The 16,682-nt window shown below is 45.9% G+C and carries 11 protein-coding genes and 1 pseudogene; 2 read left to right on the top strand and 10 right to left on the bottom strand.

Annotation, left to right across the window (positions count from 1 at the left end):
* Positions 1-2: 2 nt before the first annotated feature.
* From proC to DXE33_RS06330, 6 genes and pseudogenes are all read right to left on the bottom strand, one after another.
* Positions 3-860 (bottom strand): pyrroline-5-carboxylate reductase, encoded by an 858-nt coding sequence (gene proC, locus DXE33_RS06350; protein ID WP_114639144.1) that lies wholly within the window; start codon positions 858-860, stop codon positions 3-5.
* Entirely contained in the window at positions 857-1,582 is a 726-nt protein-coding gene (locus DXE33_RS06345; protein WP_114639143.1) for a YggS family pyridoxal phosphate-dependent enzyme, read from the bottom strand. Before DXE33_RS06345 ends, proC begins: the two co-directional genes overlap by 4 nt.
* Positions 1,582-2,857, bottom strand: a pseudogene (gene glcF / locus DXE33_RS06340) (glycolate oxidase subunit GlcF). Before glcF ends, DXE33_RS06345 begins: the two are co-directional and overlap by 1 nt.
* Before the next feature lie 187 nt (positions 2,858-3,044).
* Positions 3,045-3,440 carry a hypothetical protein gene (locus DXE33_RS10580; protein WP_331851806.1) on the bottom strand — a complete coding sequence of 132 codons (396 nt, stop codon included), beginning with the start codon at positions 3,438-3,440 and terminating at the stop codon, positions 3,045-3,047.
* Positions 3,437-4,024, bottom strand: a complete 588-nt coding sequence (locus tag DXE33_RS10575) for an FAD-binding protein (protein ID WP_331851805.1) — start codon at positions 4,022-4,024, stop codon at positions 3,437-3,439. Before DXE33_RS10575 ends, DXE33_RS10580 begins: the two co-directional genes overlap by 4 nt.
* Positions 4,024-5,514, bottom strand: a complete 1,491-nt coding sequence (locus DXE33_RS06330) for an FAD-linked oxidase C-terminal domain-containing protein (RefSeq protein ID WP_114639749.1) — start codon at positions 5,512-5,514, stop codon at positions 4,024-4,026. Before DXE33_RS06330 ends, DXE33_RS10575 begins: the two co-directional genes overlap by 1 nt.
* A 42-nt stretch (positions 5,515-5,556) precedes the next feature.
* Between DXE33_RS06330 and DXE33_RS06325 the strand changes: the two genes are divergently transcribed.
* The gene (locus DXE33_RS06325; RefSeq protein ID WP_114639142.1) at positions 5,557-6,126 is read left to right on the top strand and encodes a cob(I)yrinic acid a,c-diamide adenosyltransferase; all 570 of its coding nucleotides are present in this window, start codon (positions 5,557-5,559) and stop codon (positions 6,124-6,126) included.
* Positions 6,127-6,164: 38 nt separating this feature from the next.
* On the opposite strand, the gene DXE33_RS06320 is transcribed toward DXE33_RS06325, so the two are convergent.
* From DXE33_RS06320 to DXE33_RS06305, 4 genes are read right to left on the bottom strand one after another with little or no spacing between them, the layout of a single operon-like run.
* Positions 6,165-7,289, bottom strand: coding sequence for a 3-deoxy-7-phosphoheptulonate synthase (locus DXE33_RS06320; RefSeq protein WP_114639141.1), 1,125 nt, complete (start codon positions 7,287-7,289; stop codon positions 6,165-6,167).
* A gap of 19 nt (positions 7,290-7,308) precedes the next feature.
* On the bottom strand, positions 7,309-8,799 hold the full coding sequence (gene tldD / locus DXE33_RS06315) for a metalloprotease TldD (protein WP_114639748.1): 1,491 nt from the start codon (positions 8,797-8,799) through the stop codon (positions 7,309-7,311).
* A gap of 25 nt (positions 8,800-8,824) precedes the next feature.
* Positions 8,825-9,658, bottom strand: a complete 834-nt coding sequence (locus DXE33_RS06310) for a carbon-nitrogen hydrolase family protein (protein ID WP_114639140.1) — start codon at positions 9,656-9,658, stop codon at positions 8,825-8,827.
* 6 nt (positions 9,659-9,664) lie between these two features.
* Positions 9,665-13,765, bottom strand: coding sequence for a YhdP family protein (locus DXE33_RS06305; protein WP_231970424.1), 4,101 nt, complete (start codon positions 13,763-13,765; stop codon positions 9,665-9,667).
* Positions 13,766-13,879: 114 nt separating this feature from the next.
* Here DXE33_RS06305 and glnE point away from each other — a divergent pair, with 114 nt between their 5' ends.
* Entirely contained in the window at positions 13,880-16,681 is a 2,802-nt protein-coding gene (gene glnE / locus DXE33_RS06300) for a bifunctional [glutamate--ammonia ligase]-adenylyl-L-tyrosine phosphorylase/[glutamate--ammonia-ligase] adenylyltransferase (RefSeq protein WP_114639138.1), read from the top strand.
* Position 16,682: the final 1 nt, after the last annotated feature.

Raw genomic sequence — 16,682 nt, 5'->3', positions numbered from 1 at the left:
AATTAGCTTTTCCCAAGCTCATCACCCATAGCTTTGCCACGTTGGCTAGCGGCATCAATCGCCTTTTCCAAAATCTCGTGCCATCCATGATGTTTCATTACATCGAGCGCTGCTGCAGTGGTGCCGCCTTTAGAGGTCACTCTCTCGCGCAAAATACCGGCATGCTCATCTGAGTTGTGGGCAAGTTGAGTGGCGCCTTCAAGGGTAGCGTAGGCTAGTTGACGGGCAGTTTGGGTATCTAAGCCTAGTTTTTCTCCAGCAGATTGCATCGCTTCAATAAATGCGAATACATAAGCGGGGCCGCTACCAGAAACAGCGGTGATTGCATCCATCAGTTTTTCTTCAGATACCCATACAGTTTGGCCAACGGCCTTACAAATAGTTTGGGCTAAAGCACGATCTTCTGCATTGACGGCGGCATCTGCAAATAAGCCAGTGATCCCTTTGCCAATCAGTGCAGGGGTATTGGGTATGGCACGAACGCAGCGTGTATGGTCAAGCCAGCGGCTCATATCTTTGAGGCGAATACCCGCAGCGATGCTAACAATGAGAGGGCCTGGGGCTGTGGCATGCTTGAGTTTGGATGCTAATTCCTTTGCAACCATATTAAAGTCTTGTGGCTTGATCGCCATGACTACTACATTATTTTTAGTGAAATCAAAGGCAATCTGCTCTAAAGCGCTGATGCCCTGCACTGCAAAGTCCTCGTATAGCTTTAGGGCGGTAGTTGCATTTGCTTCAACTACAGAGATTTGATTGGGTTCAAAGCCGCTGACTAGAAGGCCGCTAATTAATGCTCGACCCATATTGCCGCCGCCAATAAATGTGACGTGTGTGTTTCTGTTTTGATTTGTGCTCATTTGCTAATCTTATCGCGCTTCCCAAAAATTGCTGTTCCCACGCGAACCATAGTGCTTCCTTCGGCAATTGCAGCCTCTAAATCATCAGACATGCCCATCGAGAGGGTATCGAAAAACTGATAAGCAGGATCGCTTAGGCGAGTGGCTTGTATTTTCTGGAAACACTCCCGAACAGCTACAAAAGCTTGGCGTTGCAACTGGACATCTGCACTGGGTGCAGGTATTGCCATTAATCCGCGTAGGACAATATTGGGTAGTTTGCTAATGGCGTCACACAAAGCCAGAGCCTCTGTCAGAGGTACCCCGCCTTTGCTATCTTCTTCACTGACATTGACCTGAACACAGATTTGCAGTTCAGGCAGATTGGGAAATTCTCCTCTTTGTGCGGATAGGCGTTCTGCAATTTTGAGGCGATCTACGCTATGCACCCAATCAAAGTGCTCGGCTACCTCTCTGGTTTTATTGCTTTGGAGAGGGCCAATGAAGTGCCAAACTAACCAAGGACGTAACTTTGCTAGTTGAGTGATTTTTTCAACCGCCTCTTGAACATAGTTTTCACCAAATGCCGATTGACCTGCATGCATTGCCTCTTCAATCGCCGAGGCCGGAAAAGTTTTGCTGACCGCTAATAATTCGATTGTCTCGGGCTCACGTTTGGCAGCTAAAGCTGCAAGCTCAATACGTTCTCTGACCTGTATGAGGTTAACGGCAATTTGATTCATTAGGCGTGAGTTTGTTTGCTGATTAATTGATCCACGATTTCTATCCAATGCAATACGGGTGTTTGATCTTGCTGAAGATGAGTAATGCAACCAATATTTCCGGAGACAATCACTTGCGCCCCAGATTTTTCACAAGCGGCATTAAGGTAGTTTAATTTATTTTGACGTAATTGTGCAGAGAGTTCTGGCTGAGTGATCGAGTAAGTACCAGCAGAGCCGCAGCAGAGATGGCTGTCATCACATAAGCGAACACCAATACCTAATTGAGTAAGAAGCCCCTCGACCTTGCCGCGAATTTGTTGTCCGTGTTGCAAGGTGCAAGGGGGGTGATAAACCACGCCAGGCTTTTGGTCAGAACCAATCAATTGAATCAATTCATCTTGAAGTGTGGGCAAAATTTCTGCAATATCTTTGGTGAGATCAGAGATGATTTTTGCTTTTGTCGCATATTGAGGATCATTGGCAAATAGATGTCCATAGTCTTTGACCATCACGCCGCAGCCCGATGCTGTCATCACAATAGCTTCGATACCCTGCTCAATAAAGGACCACCAAGCATCGATATTTTGTTTGGCATTTTTAAGGCCGCCTGCTTGATCATTTAGGTGGTAACGCAATGCGCCACAACATGTCGCATTAGGAGCGCTAATTAACTGAATCTTAAGAGCATTGAGAACACGTGCTGTTGCTGAATTGATGTTTGGCAACATGCCCGGCTGAACACAGCCTTCCAGAATGGGCATCTTGCGAGCATGCTCTGCCTTGGGTCGGGCAAATGGATTAGTGGCTTGATCGAGTGCTTTATTTTTTACCAAAGGAATCTTGCGTTGGATGCCACTTGGTAACAAAGGGCGAACTAACCTGCCTAGAGTCATGGCTGAGTTAAATAATGTCGGCTTAGTCAAACCTTCTTTGAGGGCCCAGCGCGTCAAGCGCTGTCCAATAGGGCGAGCAGGCGTATTTTCTTCTGCCCATTTGCGACCGATATCTACTAAATTTCCATATTGCACGCCGCTTGGACAAGTGCTTTCACAGTTCCGGCAAGTTAAGCAACGATCTAGATGTAAACGCGTTTTTTCTGTGGGCACTTGGCCTTCTGCAATTTGTTTGATGAGGTAAATTCGACCACGTGGGCCGTCAAGTTCATCACCCAGTAGCTGATAGGTTGGACAAGTTGCCGTGCAAAAGCCGCAGTGAACACATTTGCCTAATATACGAGCAGCCTCTATCCCTTCGGGGGGTATTAGCAAATTGAGGGGCGAGTTGAGTTTGCATAAAAGAGCTTATGGAAGACGTTTAGTGGCGAATACGCCAGATGGATCAAAGGCAGCACGCAGGCGGTCCTGAACGGCAACTAGAGCGTGGGAATGAGTTTGTTCGCCAAGCAAAGTAAAACGCTCAAGGCTGGAATCAACATGAGCGCCTTGCTTAAAACGTGTTGTATGCCCACCATGGCTGTTTACTATTTTTTGATGGCCGTGAAGGTAGCATCATCACCATCGGCCTTGATCCAGCGTTGTTGGCCATGCCATTCAAACGCTATTTCATTGCTTGCGTTCGGCAACTGAAGCGGGCCACAGGCTGCAGGTAGAGCAAGTCGATATAAGGTTTGATCTGGGCCAAGATTACTAATTGAGGAAAGTTTTTGTTCGCGCAAATCATTCCAAAATATTTCAGCATCAAGCGGATCTAATTCCTGCGCTCCTACTGGAGCGCTCATTATCGGAATGGCTGCCTTTACTGCGGCTACGGCACCAGCCAAACGAATGCACAGTTGACCTTTATGCTCATTGCCAATCCAGCAGCTCGCGGAAAGAGGCAGTGGTTGACCTGCCCATTGGTTGACCTGCCCATTCATTCAGAATTGTTAGAGCTTTCTCTTGTGTGATTTCGCAGCGTAGGGTTGCTGAAGCGGCAGGCTTTGGTAACACCTTCACGGAAGCCTCTAGTTAGTAATAGCGATAAAGTGCCCAAAGATCCTGGTAATAGACGCGAGACATCGTAGCCTGCTACGTTCTTCATCACTTTGCCACCAAAAGAGAGGTCTTGGCCTTTGCCATCCAGGATACGCGCGCCTAGAACAAAGTCGCGGAAATTTCCGACGCTGATGCGGCCAGGGCCTGCAAGGCCTGCAGCAATTGCGCCGCCAAAGGTAGCATCCTCGCCAAAATGTGGCGGTTCAAAAGCAAGTACCTGATTCTTTTCTTTTAGTGCCGCCTCAATCTCCTTCAAAGGGGTGCCTGCGCAAGCAGTAATTACTAGTTCTTCTGGTTGGTACTCCAAAATTCCGGAGTAAGCGCGTGTGCTGTGCTTAGTGAAGGCATTAGGGTTGCCATACCAAGATTTAGTACCACCACCCTCTATCGAGAGTTTGGTATTAGATTTTGCCGCTTCCAGAATTTGTTCGCGAAAGGCAGTAATGCTGGCATTGGAGTATGTCATTAGAAGCGCTCCAATTTTGGATGAGGAAGGTTGCCGCCGCTAATACGCATACGACCATATTCAGCGCAGCGATTTAATGTAGGAATCGCTTTATCTGGGTTCAACAGTTTCTCGGGATCGAATGCTGCTTTAACTCCCCAGAAAGATTCCCTTTCACCCTCACCAAACTGAACACACATGGAATTAATTTTTTCAATCCCAACACTGTGTTCGCCAGTAATGGTTCCGCCAAGCTCAACACAGGCTTCTAGGATTTCAGTGCCAAACTCTTCTGCGCGGTGCCACTCGTCCTGATCGGCACCGTTAAAGAGAATAAGTGGATGCATATTGCCATCACCTGCATGGAAAACATTTAAACAGCCTAAGCCATATTTTTCTTCCATACCTTGTATGCGCTTAAGCAACGTAGCAATGTGACGACGTGGAATAGTGCCATCCATGCAGTAGTAATCAGGTGCTAAGCGACCGGCAGCTGGGAATGCATTCTTACGGCCGCTCCAAAACTTTAAGCGTTCTGTTTCATCTTTGGAGATCTGGATGCCGCTAGCTCCCGCCTCTTCTAAAACCTTCGTCATGCGCTCAATTTCTTCAGCTACTTCTTCTGGGGTGCCATCTGATTCGCATAACAAGATTGCGGCGGCCTCCAGGTCATAACCGGCATGCACAAACTCCTCTACTGCGCGAGTGGTTGCCTTATCCATCATCTCTAGGCCAGCAGGGATAATCCCCGCAGCAATAATGGCGGCAACAGCATTGCCACCATTTTCGATATCGTCAAAACTAGCCATGATGACGCGCGCCAGTTTTGGTTTTGCAACGAGCTTGACGGTGACTTCAGTAACAACCGCGAGCATGCCCTCGCTGCCCATCATGATGGCGAGTAGATCAAGACCAGGAGAATCTGGAGCCAAGCTTCCAAACTCTACGATTTCACCGTTCATCAAAACGCCACGAACACGAAGAACATTGTGCAGGGTTAGACCGTACTTTAAGCAATGCACGCCACCAGAGTTTTCATTTACATTGCCCCCAATAGAGCAGGCAATTTGAGAGGATGGGTCTGGAGCGTAGTACAAACCTAAGTGAGCAACAGCTTCAGAGATGGCCAGATTGCGAACGCCTGGTTGCACAACAGCCGTGCGAGTGAATGCGTCAATGCTTAGGATTTTCTTGAGTTTTGCTAAAGAGAGGACTAGGCCTTGCGAAAGCGGCATTGCTCCTCCAGAAAGGCCAGTTCCTGATCTGCGAGGCACTACAGGAATTTGCATAGCAAAGCAGATCTTCAGAATTTGCTCAACTTGGGCCTCTGTTTCAGGCAAAGCTACTGCAAGAGGCATTCGTCTGTAGGCAGCCAATCCATCACATTCGTATGGAATTGTGTCTTCCGGCTCCCAGAGCAGGGCATGTTCGGGAAGAATTGGGCGCAAGGCCGCAACTAATTTGGACTGAAGGGCGCTAATAGCGGCCAGATCGGGGGGCGGGGTCACCATATTTATAAGAATCATTTTAGCCACTTACCTATAATTAAGCTCATGGGAAATCGACTATCAAAAATCGCCACTAGAACGGGTGATGCTGGCATGACTGGCCTTGGAGACGGAAGTCGCGTCGAGAAGGATCATTTACGGATTTGTGCCATGGGAGACGTCGACGAGCTCAATTCGGAAATTGGTGTACTCATGACAGAAGAGATCCCAACAAGTATCTCTGAAGAGCTCAAAACCCTCTTTTTACAGATCCAGCATGATTTATTTGATTTGGGTGGCGAGCTTTGTATCCCGAATTACAAATTGCTTAATCCTGAGCATGTGGCTCAGCTTGATGTTTGGTTAGAAAAATATAACAAGTTACTGCCACCACTAACTGAATTTATTTTGCCGGGTGGAACTCGTGCTGCAGCACAGGCGCACGTATGTCGCACTGTTTGCAGAAGAGCTGAGCGCTCGATCGTACGTTTGGGGTGGGAAGAGCCTTTGTATGACTCTCCGCGTCAATATGTGAATCGCCTTTCTGATTTGCTCTTTGTTTTAGCGCGTATTCTAAATCGTGCGGCAGGTGGTACAGATGTTTTGTGGAGGCACGAAAAAAAAGAGACTAAGTAAATTAGCCTCTTTTAATAATTGCTAGGCAGGACTCCGATTTATTTCTTCTTGCTTCTACGTTTTTTCACTGCAGCGGCAAGACGCTCTAATACTTGAACTGAGTCATCCCAGTTAATGCAGGCATCGGTAATGCTCTTACCGTATTCAAGTTTGCTGGGATCATCTTTTCCAGGAGTAAATTTCTGTGCACCATCATTGAGGTGACTTTCTACCATCACACCAAAAATCTGATGTGAGCCAGATTCAATTTGCTGTGCTACATCGTCGGCAACAATAATCTGACGCTCATGTTTTTTGCTGGAATTGGCGTGTGATAGATCTACCATCAAGCTGGCTGGAAGCTTGGCTGCCTCTAGCTCAGCACATGCCGCCTGAACATATTTTGCTTCGTAATTAGGCTCTTTTCCGCCACGCAAAATGACGTGACAGTCTTTATTGCCTTTGGTCTCTACTACAGACACTTGACCATTCTTATGAACGGATAAAAAGTGATGTGGTCGACCTGCGGCTTGAATTGCATCGGTAGCAATTTTGATGTTGCCATCAGTACCATTTTTAAATCCAATCGGCGCAGATAAACCAGAGGCAAGTTCACGGTGAACTTGACTTTCGGTAGTGCGCGCGCCTATTGCGCCCCAGGAGATGAGGTCTGCAATGTATTGTGGAGAAATCACATCCAAGAATTCACTTCCCGCTGGCATACCAAGGCGATTGATTTCTATGAGCACTTGACGAGCTAGACGCAGGCCCTCTTCAATGCGATAGGATTCATCGAGGTAAGGGTCATTGATTAAACCCTTCCAACCTACTGTTGTACGAGGTTTTTCAAAATACACCCGCATCACAATTTCTAATTCTCCGGCAAAGCGATTGCGCTCAGCCATGAGGCGTTGGCAATATTCCAATGCTGCTCTTGGAGCATGAATTGAGCAAGGTCCGATAACGGCTAGTAAACGATCATCTTTGCCGTGAATGATGTCGCGAATCTTTTTACGAGTTTTACTAATCAATGCTTCAGTCGGCGTTCCAGAGATTGGAAAAAAGCGAATCAAATGTTCTGGTGGAGGCAGAACAGAGATATTGTCAATGCGTTGATCGTCGGTATCCGATGTTTTATCAACAGCGGAGTACCAATTGGCTGGGTTGGTATTTTGTTGGCTCATACGGCTATTTTAAGCCGTATCAGGCAGTCCCACCGACAGTTAGGCTATCAATCCGCAAAGTTGGCTGCCCAACCCCGACGGGAACGCTTTGACCCTCTTTACCGCAAACCCCGATTCCACCGTCTAATTTAAGGTCATTACCGATCATGGATACCTGTTTTAGGGACTCTGGACTGCTGCCGATAATCGTCGCCCCTTTGACTGGGTATTGGATTTTGCCGTTTTCAACCCAGTAGGCCTCGGATGCTGAAAAGACAAATTTTCCACTGGTGATATCTACCTGCCCACCGCCGAAGTTGACAGCGTATAGACCACGTTTGATGCTAGCCACAATTTCTTGGGGATCATCTTTGCCTGCCAGCATATAAGTATTGGTCATACGAGGCATCGGTAAGGAAGCAAAACTTTCATGACGTCCGTTGCCAGTCAGTGGCATCTTCATCAGACGTGCATTGAGGCTATCTTGAATATACCCTTTCAAAATGCCATCTTCAATGAGGGTCGTGCATTGAGTGGGCGTACCTTCATCATCAATATTGAGAGAGCCTCTTCTACCAGAAAGGGTGCCGTCATCAACTACAGTGACGCCCTTAGCTGCCACTCTTTCACCAATTCGACCAGCAAATGCCGAAGACCCTTTGCGATTAAAGTCTCCCTCTAGTCCATGGCCAACCGCTTCGTGTAATAGAACTCCAGGCCAGCCAGGGCCCATTACTACAGTCATTGGTCCAGCAGGAGCGGGGCGCGATTCTAAGTTGATCAAAGCACTATCAACAGCTTCATCAACATATTGATTGATGAGCTCAGTGTCAAAGTAGAGATAATCATGACGTGCTCCGCCACCTGAAGATCCTGATTCACGTCGCCCGTTTTGTTCTGCAATAACGTAAACAGAAATGCGTACTAGCGGGCGAATATCAGCCGCCAATAAACCATTGGCTCTTGCAACTAGAATGACATCAAATTCTCCTGCAAGACTGGCCATTACCTGAATGATACGCGGGTCGCGAGCTTTGGCGCGACGCTCAATACTTTCTAATAAAGCAATCTTTTCTGTTGGCTGCAGCGAGTCCAGAGGATTGATATCTGAGTACAGCTTGTTTGATATGGGATTAAATAATTTGCTGGCAAGGGCTTGTTTGCCACCTTGTGGACCAATGACTCGTGTTGCTTTTGCGGCCTTACTGAGGGCCTCTAAATTAATTTCATCTGAATAGGCAAAGGCAGTTTTATCGCCATAAATCGCTCTAACCCCAACACCTTGATCTATGTTAAAGCTGCCGGACTTCACAATGCCCTCCTCAAGACTCCAACTTTCGCTGCGAGTATGTTGAAAGTACAAATCAGCATCATCTAGTTGATGTGAAAACATATTGCCAAAAGTTTGATGAAGATTTTGTTCGGACAAACCAGTTGGCTCAAACAGAATAGATTTAGCGAGCTGAATGAGGTCTGCCTGCTTTTTGGTTTTAGTCCAATTAGCTGGGAATAGTGCTTCTGGTGCTTTCATGTGATTTGGCAGATCTTTCGATGAATTAAAGCTTACGATGCGCAAGGGCCGGTAACTGAGAGCGTACCTCGATTAATTTTTCTTTGCTCAGAACCCCTGAAATAAGGCCCTCACCTTCAGGCAAGTCTGCCAGAATCTCACCCCAAGGGTTGATGAGCATGCTATGACCCCAGGTTCTGCGTTGATTTGGATGCAGCCCACCTTGAGCTGAGGATAGAACATAGCACTGATTTTCAATTGCGCGTGCGCGCAGAAGAATCTCCCAATGGGCTTTGCCAGTGGTGTAGGTAAATGCCGCTGGAATAATGTGGCAATCGACGATGCCAAGAGCACGATATAACTCCGGAAAGCGAAGGTCGTAGCAGATGCTTAGGCCAAAAACCCATTCTTGATTTTCAACTGAAATTTTGAGAATGCCAGGCGTTTCTCCGGCCTCAATCGTTTCCGATTCTTGGTAACGCTCTTTTTCTGTTTGAAAGCCAAACAAATGGATCTTGTCGTAGCGGCAAATTTGTTGACCAGTTACATCAAAAACTAGTGTGCTGTTGAGTACTTTATTTGCTGTTTTTGCTTCCAGTGGGATAGTGCCAGCTACTAGATAGATTTGATTCTGCTTTGCAAAGTCTGAGAGCTGCTCTTGAATTGGACCGCTTCCAATCGATTCGCGAGCTTTCACCTTGTCGGTATCTTTGAGTCCCATTAAGCAAAAATACTCTGGAAGTACTGCCATCTGGGCGCCATCTTTTGTAGCTGCTGCAATTAATTTTCCAGCAGTAGCGAGGTTTTCCTCCAAACTTGGAGTGGAAACCATTTGAACTGAAGCGATTTTCATTTCTGCCAATGGTGATTTAGCATTCATAAGTAATCAAATTAGAGTTTTATTGATGGTGCTTGTATTGCTGCTAGGGCTCGAACTAGGGCTAGTGCTTGAACCAGGTTTGGTCTGTTCCTTCAAGAGGCCTTTACTTCTAATGCTATCTAAGGTTTTAGCATCTACCGGCTGTCCCTTTTGGTCAAGTGGAATAACTTCCGGATTTCCCCAAGAGCCCTGGACCAAATAGTCAGCTTGGAGATTTCGGTTGATTTGATTGGTGATGAGATATTGTCCGACCAGTGCACCCAATCCCACAATTGGATTGATCGCAAAGGCTGCCAATGAACCAGCAGTTGCATCAATGGTTGGGAAGATAGTGATGCGTAAATCTTGGGTTTGTTTGGGAATGTTGATCTGCCCACTCATTGCCACGCGTGCCTGATCTAAATTCATATTGAATTGTTTGGTTTGGGCAATACCATTGGAAATTTCAAAATTAGTATTAACAGAATTAAAGGGTGTGCCCTTCGTCACAATATTTCCAAGGTTTCCTTGAAGATCTAGGGTGGCAAATCTAAATAAGCTTTGCAAACTAAGAACGTCCAAAATCTTAGCCCCGCTAGAGTTCACCTCCAGCAAGCGACCATTTTCGAGATTCAAATTCAGCTTGCCAGAGAGTGTGTCATATTTAGGGTCATAGGGTGCCCCGTCCCACTCCACATTCGCGGTCAACTTGCCTTGACCGCCTTCCACAGATTTCTGAGAGCTCCAGCGGGCAATAATTTGACCGGCATCTTTAATATTCATATCAATATTAATAGTGCTGTGATCCGATGTATTTTTAGCGCTACCTATCCATTGACCACTAATTATGGTCGTGCCTTGAGGGTTACTGGTCTGGATTGAATCAATTTTGAGAACGTTACCAACTGCCCTGGTTTTGATTTTGAGTTGGCCAAGCTGGGCTTTTGACCATGAGAAATCGTCAATCATTAAATCAAAACCAGGAATTGAGTTGATATTGAAAGAGGCGGCTTTACTGACCTCATTCGCTTTGTTTGCGGGACTGGGGTTTGTATCTGGAATCTTGAGTCTGGATAGACGACCGGTGACTAGTGCGCTGGTCTGATTTTGATTAGGTTCTTGTAACTGAATCTGTCCAGCAACCTGCGGGGAAGTCAGACGCAGATCCCATGCATTTTTTTTGCTGTTAGCAACTAAGTTGAGATCTTGCCAAGTGCGATCAAGTGCAATGAGTTTTTTGACTTGAGCTGTGACTTGTACATTATTCAAATCCTGTTCTACCTCTTTAGAGCGGACAGTCTTCTGCTGGCCAAAAAAATCTAACCATGCGTCAAGATTCAATTCATTGCTCACTAGATTGAAATTCAATCCTAGTGCCGGCAAATTGGTCACCCCACCGATTCCTAAGCTATTTCGAATTTCATCATTATTGGTCAAAACCCCTTGGATCGCATAGATCTCACCAATTTTTCCTGACCAGACCAAGCGATTTGGATTGGACTTATTATTAGGGAAAGACTTGAGATTAAATTGACCAGACATCGATGAGCCAGCCAGTTTTTTGACTGGCATTGGCGCTGAGCTAGCCCAATTCTTTAGGTCAAATTTGAGATTGAGTTCGCTACCTAATTTATTAAAGTTAATGTTGCCAGCATATTCAAGGGATCCGCTCATTGAGCTTAGGATGCGACTAATTTTGGGGTTTAAGGTGCCAGAAAAATACTGCTTCAAGAAGTTGGCCTGAACATCACCAGCGATATTAAAGTTTTGGTTACTACCCTCTTGATTAGTGCTGGTGACTCTAATTAAGCCACCCAGAAAATCTGCAGAGATATTTTCAAACTCCGGATTTGTTTCTGTAATCCGAATTTTTCCCTTGAGATTTTCAAATGGCGGCAGACTTGCCCATTGAGCTTTGTTGCCCGGTAGGGTTAGTTTTATATCGACGTTAGTATCAGCCGATCCAGATAAGGGAGTCTTTAAACCCAGATTGAGATCAACTGGGCCACTCACACGAAGATTCTTCTCTAGATTGCCTTGTTTTAATCCGACCGGGGATACAAAGAAATATTCCAGCATTTGTATTGCTTGACCCTGAGCGTTACCGCTGACAGTTAACCAGGGTTGATTTGCACTCACGCTTGGAATTTCTGCATGAAAATTGCTCAGAGCAATCTCCTTGAAACTGGCCTTATTAATATCGACGGTGAGGTTCGCATTATTCATCACCACATTGCCGTTGACGTTGCTAAATGTCGACCAAGTGCCTTGATTTTTTGGGAGCAGTGGTACGGGGCTAAAGCTTGCTCCCACCACTGGCAAGTTAAGCGTGAACTCTCCTAAACTTGCCTTGGCAAATGGAACTTGATTGGGATTTCCTTTGATATGGAGTCCTCCATTTTGAATCTGGCCAGCATCAAATGCTTTGCTTAAATAGAGTCGAGCCTCTTTCCCCATTCCCACTGGTAAATATTTATGTGCAGTTTTGAGCTTAGCTTGATCAAAGCTCATATCCAGTGTCATGAAATCTGGATCTTTCTCATTGCCAATGATGTAGTTGATGGCTAGGTTAGTTGTAATCTCGGGATTGCTTAAGGCAAGCTTCTTGGTGCTGATAACCCAGTTGCCACGCTGCTTGGCCCACTGAATTTGGCCACTTGCGGTATCTAATTGGATTTTGGGCTCTTCGAGTAAATCAAAGATTTCAACACCAATATTTTTGGAGTTGAGCGAAAAACTTCCTTCGTTTTGTGTGCTCGTAATGTAGCCAGATAGGTTAAAAACTGAAGGCATCGCTTTATTGACGCCAACAAAGCTCAAATTAATCAACTTTGCATTGACAGAAAAATCAAGCTTGTTAGAGCCAAATAGTCCGCTAGAAATTTTTAGTGCCGATAGGTGTGACTTGCTTTCTGACCAATGGATATCTAAATCTTCAAGATCACCCTCAGCATGCGAGTCTTTGATCCATTGATGTACTTTTTTGGAAAGTGGTAGGTTGGCTGCAAAAAGGACTACATCCTCTACAGAAATCTTTGGCGATGAGAAACCAAATTCTTTTATCTCTCCATCCTCTCCTGGGGGTTTCCAGCGAAAAGTCATTGGACTGAGATTCTCAAGGGGCGCAGATTTTGAGCTGCCCATGTCGCGCCAGGCAAATGATTTGGTAGAGATGGAGATTAAGCCATCATTTGTTTCTTGGCTCAGATTCGTCTCTAGCCTGCCAAGCGCAATGGCGTCCTCAGATTTGGAATGCTGAATGACGAGGTTGTCGGCTGCAACATAAAATTCGCCACCATCAGGTTGTGCATTATCAATCTTGAGTGTGCCTTTGGTGCTAAGAGTGCCCTCAAGTGTATTTAGCCCGAGCTGAAATTCTTTAGAAATTTGTTTAAGGTCTAAGTCGCTTAGGTTCCAGCTGATGTTGCCAATCCAATCGCGCCAATTACCTGCTTGGCCACCTAATCGTGGAGCAAAATTGATAGAGACTTCGGTCGGCCCTTTTGTCCAGGGAGTTGTTGCAGAAACGGATCCCTTATGTCTGCGAATTCCATTGCTTAAAGATAGCTTTAAGACCTCAACAGAAGTAATGGGTTTTTTATTTTTCTGATCATCCCAAAATAATGTGGCATTACTAACTTCGATTATATTTTGATCAAAGAGCCAATTTTCAGCAGAGTGATCATCAGAATTTTGCGCTACTGGAATGCCGGCGATTGTGATGAGACCCTTGCTATTTCGCTGCGCATAAATTTGTGCGCCCTCAAAATAAATCTCATGAAAATAAGGCGCCAAGTGATAAAAAGATTTCCAGCTTAGCTCGCCGCGAATTTTTTCGATCTGTAGTAATGGCTTTGTTTGTTCGGTTTTATGAAGACGCAATCCATCAATCTCAAAGGCAGGGCGTATTCCGGTCCAAGAAACTTGCAAGTCATCCATACTGACATCGGCGCCAATGCGAGCGCTAAGAAGTTTTTCTACAGACGCTTTGGATTTTTCAATTTGGGGCCAGAGTAGGTATTTCACTCCAAAGTGGCCCAGAACGAAGATTGCTAAAACAAGACCAAGCAAAATCAGTACGCGTTTACGCCAAGTCAAACCTGAACCCGGAGGACGTTTTGTAAACACGCTCTTTAGGCGAGGCGGGATAATGTTCTGCAGCATGGCCTCTATTATCCGTCAGGCTCAATCTAGCCGCCAAGCTTCTGTAACTCGAATTGTGGGCAGGATTAAGATGAGGGTATGGACGTCTTCTTAAACCAAATTGACTATTTAAAGCGCCATTCTAATTATGCGAGGCGCTGGCTAAGCGCCAAACCTGGGTGGTTGGATTGGCTACGTGCCCATGGCCATGAAAAGATAGACTTAAAAGCGATTGAATGTCTGTTGGCAGACTGTGCTGCTGACTATGGGGTTGAGGGGGATGAAGCCCAGTTTATGGCGCAGCTGAGATTGGCTCGGCAGCGCCTCATGCTCTGGATAGCCTTTCGTGATCTGAATGGCATGGCTGACCTAGATGAGGTCACACAAAGTCTGAGCCAGTTTGCGCAATTAGCAACTTCTAGCGCAATCAATTTTATCCGGGCAGATCTCCAGTCTCGTTTTGGTGTGCCATGGAGTCAGTCAACTAATGCAGAAATGCCGTTGATGGTTGTGGGCATGGGAAAGCTAGGTGGTTTTGAGCTCAATTTATCTTCAGATATCGATTTAATATTTTTATACGAGCACGAGGGAGAAACTCAGGGAGGCCCGAAAAGTCTATCCAATCATGAGTGGTTCACTAGCATGGGGCAGCGTTTAATTAAATTGCTGGCTGAGCATGATGCCAACGGATTTGTATTTCGTGTAGACATGCGTTTGCGACCTAATGGTGATTCGGGCCCTTTGGTATGTAGTCTAGATATGCTTGAAGAATACTTATTGGTGCAGGGCAGAGAATGGGAGCGTTATGCCTGGATTAAGGGTAGGCTGATAGCCCCAATGCCCGGTTCACCAGACTACGCCCATTGCGAAAAGTCTTTAGATCAACTAATACGCCCATTTGTGTATCGCAGGCATTTAGATTATGGCGTCATTGCCTCGATTCGTGACTTGCATGCACAAATTCAGCGTGAGGCTCAGAGGCGATCAGCAAATCATCAGGGCCGTTCCCACGACATTAAGTTGGGGCGTGGCGGTATTCGCGAAATTGAATTTTTGGCGCAAATGTTTCAGCTGATGCGTGGAGGCACAGATCCCCGATTTAGAGTCCGCCCTACCTTGCAGGTTTTAAGTCTGATCGGACAGTTAGGCATCATGCCGGCTAATGAGATAAAAGAGTTACAGGACGCCTATGTTTTCTTAAGGCGTTTAGAGCATCGTATACAGGTCTGGGATGATCAACAAACTCATTATTTACCTGATGAGATTACTGCCAGGGAGCGACTGGCAGATGCCATGGGTTTTCAAGATGAGGCTCAATTTCTTGTGGTGCTAGATCTGCATCAGCAAAATGTCGCGCGTTTATTTAAAAAAGCGTTCTTACTTGATGACGAGAGTCGCCTAGATCTTGCACCTTTGGATCACAGCTGGGAATTGAGTGAAGCAGTTTTTCCGCAGACATCGATTCGTTGGAAGACTTGGAATGATGGACCTAAAGCAAAGCTTTTGCCAGAAAAGAGTCGTTTAATTTTGGATAGTCTGGTTCGTAGTGCCGCTGAAATTTTGCTTGCAGATGAAGGTCATCTCAAACTGGCAGATCAAACCTTGCTACGCTTTTTTGATTTGCTAGAAGCAATAGCAAGGCGTAGCGCATATCTATCTATCTTATCTGAGTATCCTAAGGCCTTATTTAATGTCTTGGCTTTACTGAAGGCATCACAGTGGGGGGCTCGGTATTTGGCGCTTCATCCACACCTACTAGATTACTTGCTGAACTCGCATACCGAGCGCGCATTGATTGATGATCCTGTGCAATATTGGCGTGAGGTAAAAGACAATCTCAATGTGCGTCTAGATGATGTCGCTGCTGACAGTGATGCCTCTGAACAGGCAATGGACATTTTGCGCATTACCCATCATACGGAGACCTTTATTACTCTGTTGGCTGACTTGGGAATCGGCGTAGAGCAAGCTTTGCCAGTTGAAAAGGTGAGTGACCATCTATCTGCGCTAGCAGATTTAATCTTACAAGCCACATTTGAGCGGGTTTGGCCGAGTGTGGCAGACAAGTTTGGTTTGGCTGAGGATGTATTGCCACCCTTCGCGGTGATTTCTTATGGGAAATTAGGTGGGAAGGAGTTAGGTTATGCCTCAGATTTAGATCTCGTGTTTTTATATCAATCCGATGAGAGTGATTGTGCTGCACAAGAAATATATGCTCTTTTAGCAAAGCGCATGATCAATTGGTTAACTGCGTTTACATCTACTGGTAGCCTTTTTGAAATTGACACGCGACTTCGACCTAATGGCTCTGCCGGATTCTTGGTGACCAATGTTCAAGCATTTCGAAAGTATCAATTACGGGAGGGTGATAATGCAGCCTGGGTTTGGGAACATCAAGCACTAACCCGCGCCCGTTTTTCTGCAGGCAACGCAGAAGTTGGAAATGAATTTGATGCTGTTCGATCTGAAGTGCTCACTCAGAAACGCAATATTGATCATTTGCGCTCTGAAATTTTAGAAATGCGCCGTAAAGTTCATGAGGGGCATCCCAATCCAACAATTGACTTTGATTTAAAGCATGATGCCGGTGGCATGGTTGATATTGAATTTATCGTACAGTTCTTGGTCTTAGCTTATGCTCATCAATACCCCCAATTAATTGCCAATCTTGGCAATATCGCTTTACTTCGCATTGCAGGTGACGTGGGCTTAATCGAAAACAAGATCGCGCAATCTACAGGTGATGCTTATCGACTGCTGAGGTCTGATCAGCATCGTCTGCGTTTAGATGGCGCCGAGAAAACCCGTATTCAATTGAATCAAGAGCCTCGGTTGGAGGCTGCAAGAGAGTGTGTGTTGCAGTTGTGGCAAGAAATATTTCAAGCGCCATCAAAAGCTTAGC

The sequence above is a fragment of the Polynucleobacter necessarius genome, from assembly GCF_900096765.1.
In the GTDB taxonomy this organism is placed as follows: Bacteria; Pseudomonadota; Gammaproteobacteria; order Burkholderiales; family Burkholderiaceae; genus Polynucleobacter; species Polynucleobacter necessarius_F.
The sequence above is the reverse complement of the archived record's forward strand: the minus strand, read 5'-3'. Positions and strand labels throughout refer to the sequence as shown.

What these genes read in the sequence shown, in the direction of transcription:
- DXE33_RS06345 (WP_114639143.1), bottom strand. Translation starts at nt 1,582, where the DNA reads ATGAATCAAATTGCCGTTAACCTCATACAGGTCAGAGAACGTATTGAG.
- DXE33_RS06310 (WP_114639140.1), bottom strand. Translation starts at nt 9,658, where the DNA reads ATGAATGCTAAATCACCATTGGCAGAAATGAAAATCGCTTCAGTTCAA.
- glnE (WP_114639138.1), top strand. Translation starts at nt 13,880, where the DNA reads ATGGACGTCTTCTTAAACCAAATTGACTATTTAAAGCGCCATTCTAAT.
- DXE33_RS06330 (WP_114639749.1), bottom strand. Translation starts at nt 5,514, where the DNA reads ATGGTGACCCCGCCCCCCGATCTGGCCGCTATTAGCGCCCTTCAGTCC.
- DXE33_RS10580 (WP_331851806.1), bottom strand. Translation starts at nt 3,440, where the DNA reads ATGAATGGGCAGGTCAACCAATGGGCAGGTCAACCACTGCCTCTTTCC.
- tldD (WP_114639748.1), bottom strand. Translation starts at nt 8,799, where the DNA reads ATGAAAGCACCAGAAGCACTATTCCCAGCTAATTGGACTAAAACCAAA.
- proC (WP_114639144.1), bottom strand. Translation starts at nt 860, where the DNA reads ATGAGCACAAATCAAAACAGAAACACACACGTCACATTTATTGGCGGC.
- DXE33_RS06325 (WP_114639142.1), top strand. Translation starts at nt 5,557, where the DNA reads ATGGGAAATCGACTATCAAAAATCGCCACTAGAACGGGTGATGCTGGC.
- DXE33_RS10575 (WP_331851805.1), bottom strand. Translation starts at nt 4,024, where the DNA reads ATGACATACTCCAATGCCAGCATTACTGCCTTTCGCGAACAAATTCTG.
- DXE33_RS06320 (WP_114639141.1), bottom strand. Translation starts at nt 7,289, where the DNA reads ATGAGCCAACAAAATACCAACCCAGCCAATTGGTACTCCGCTGTTGAT.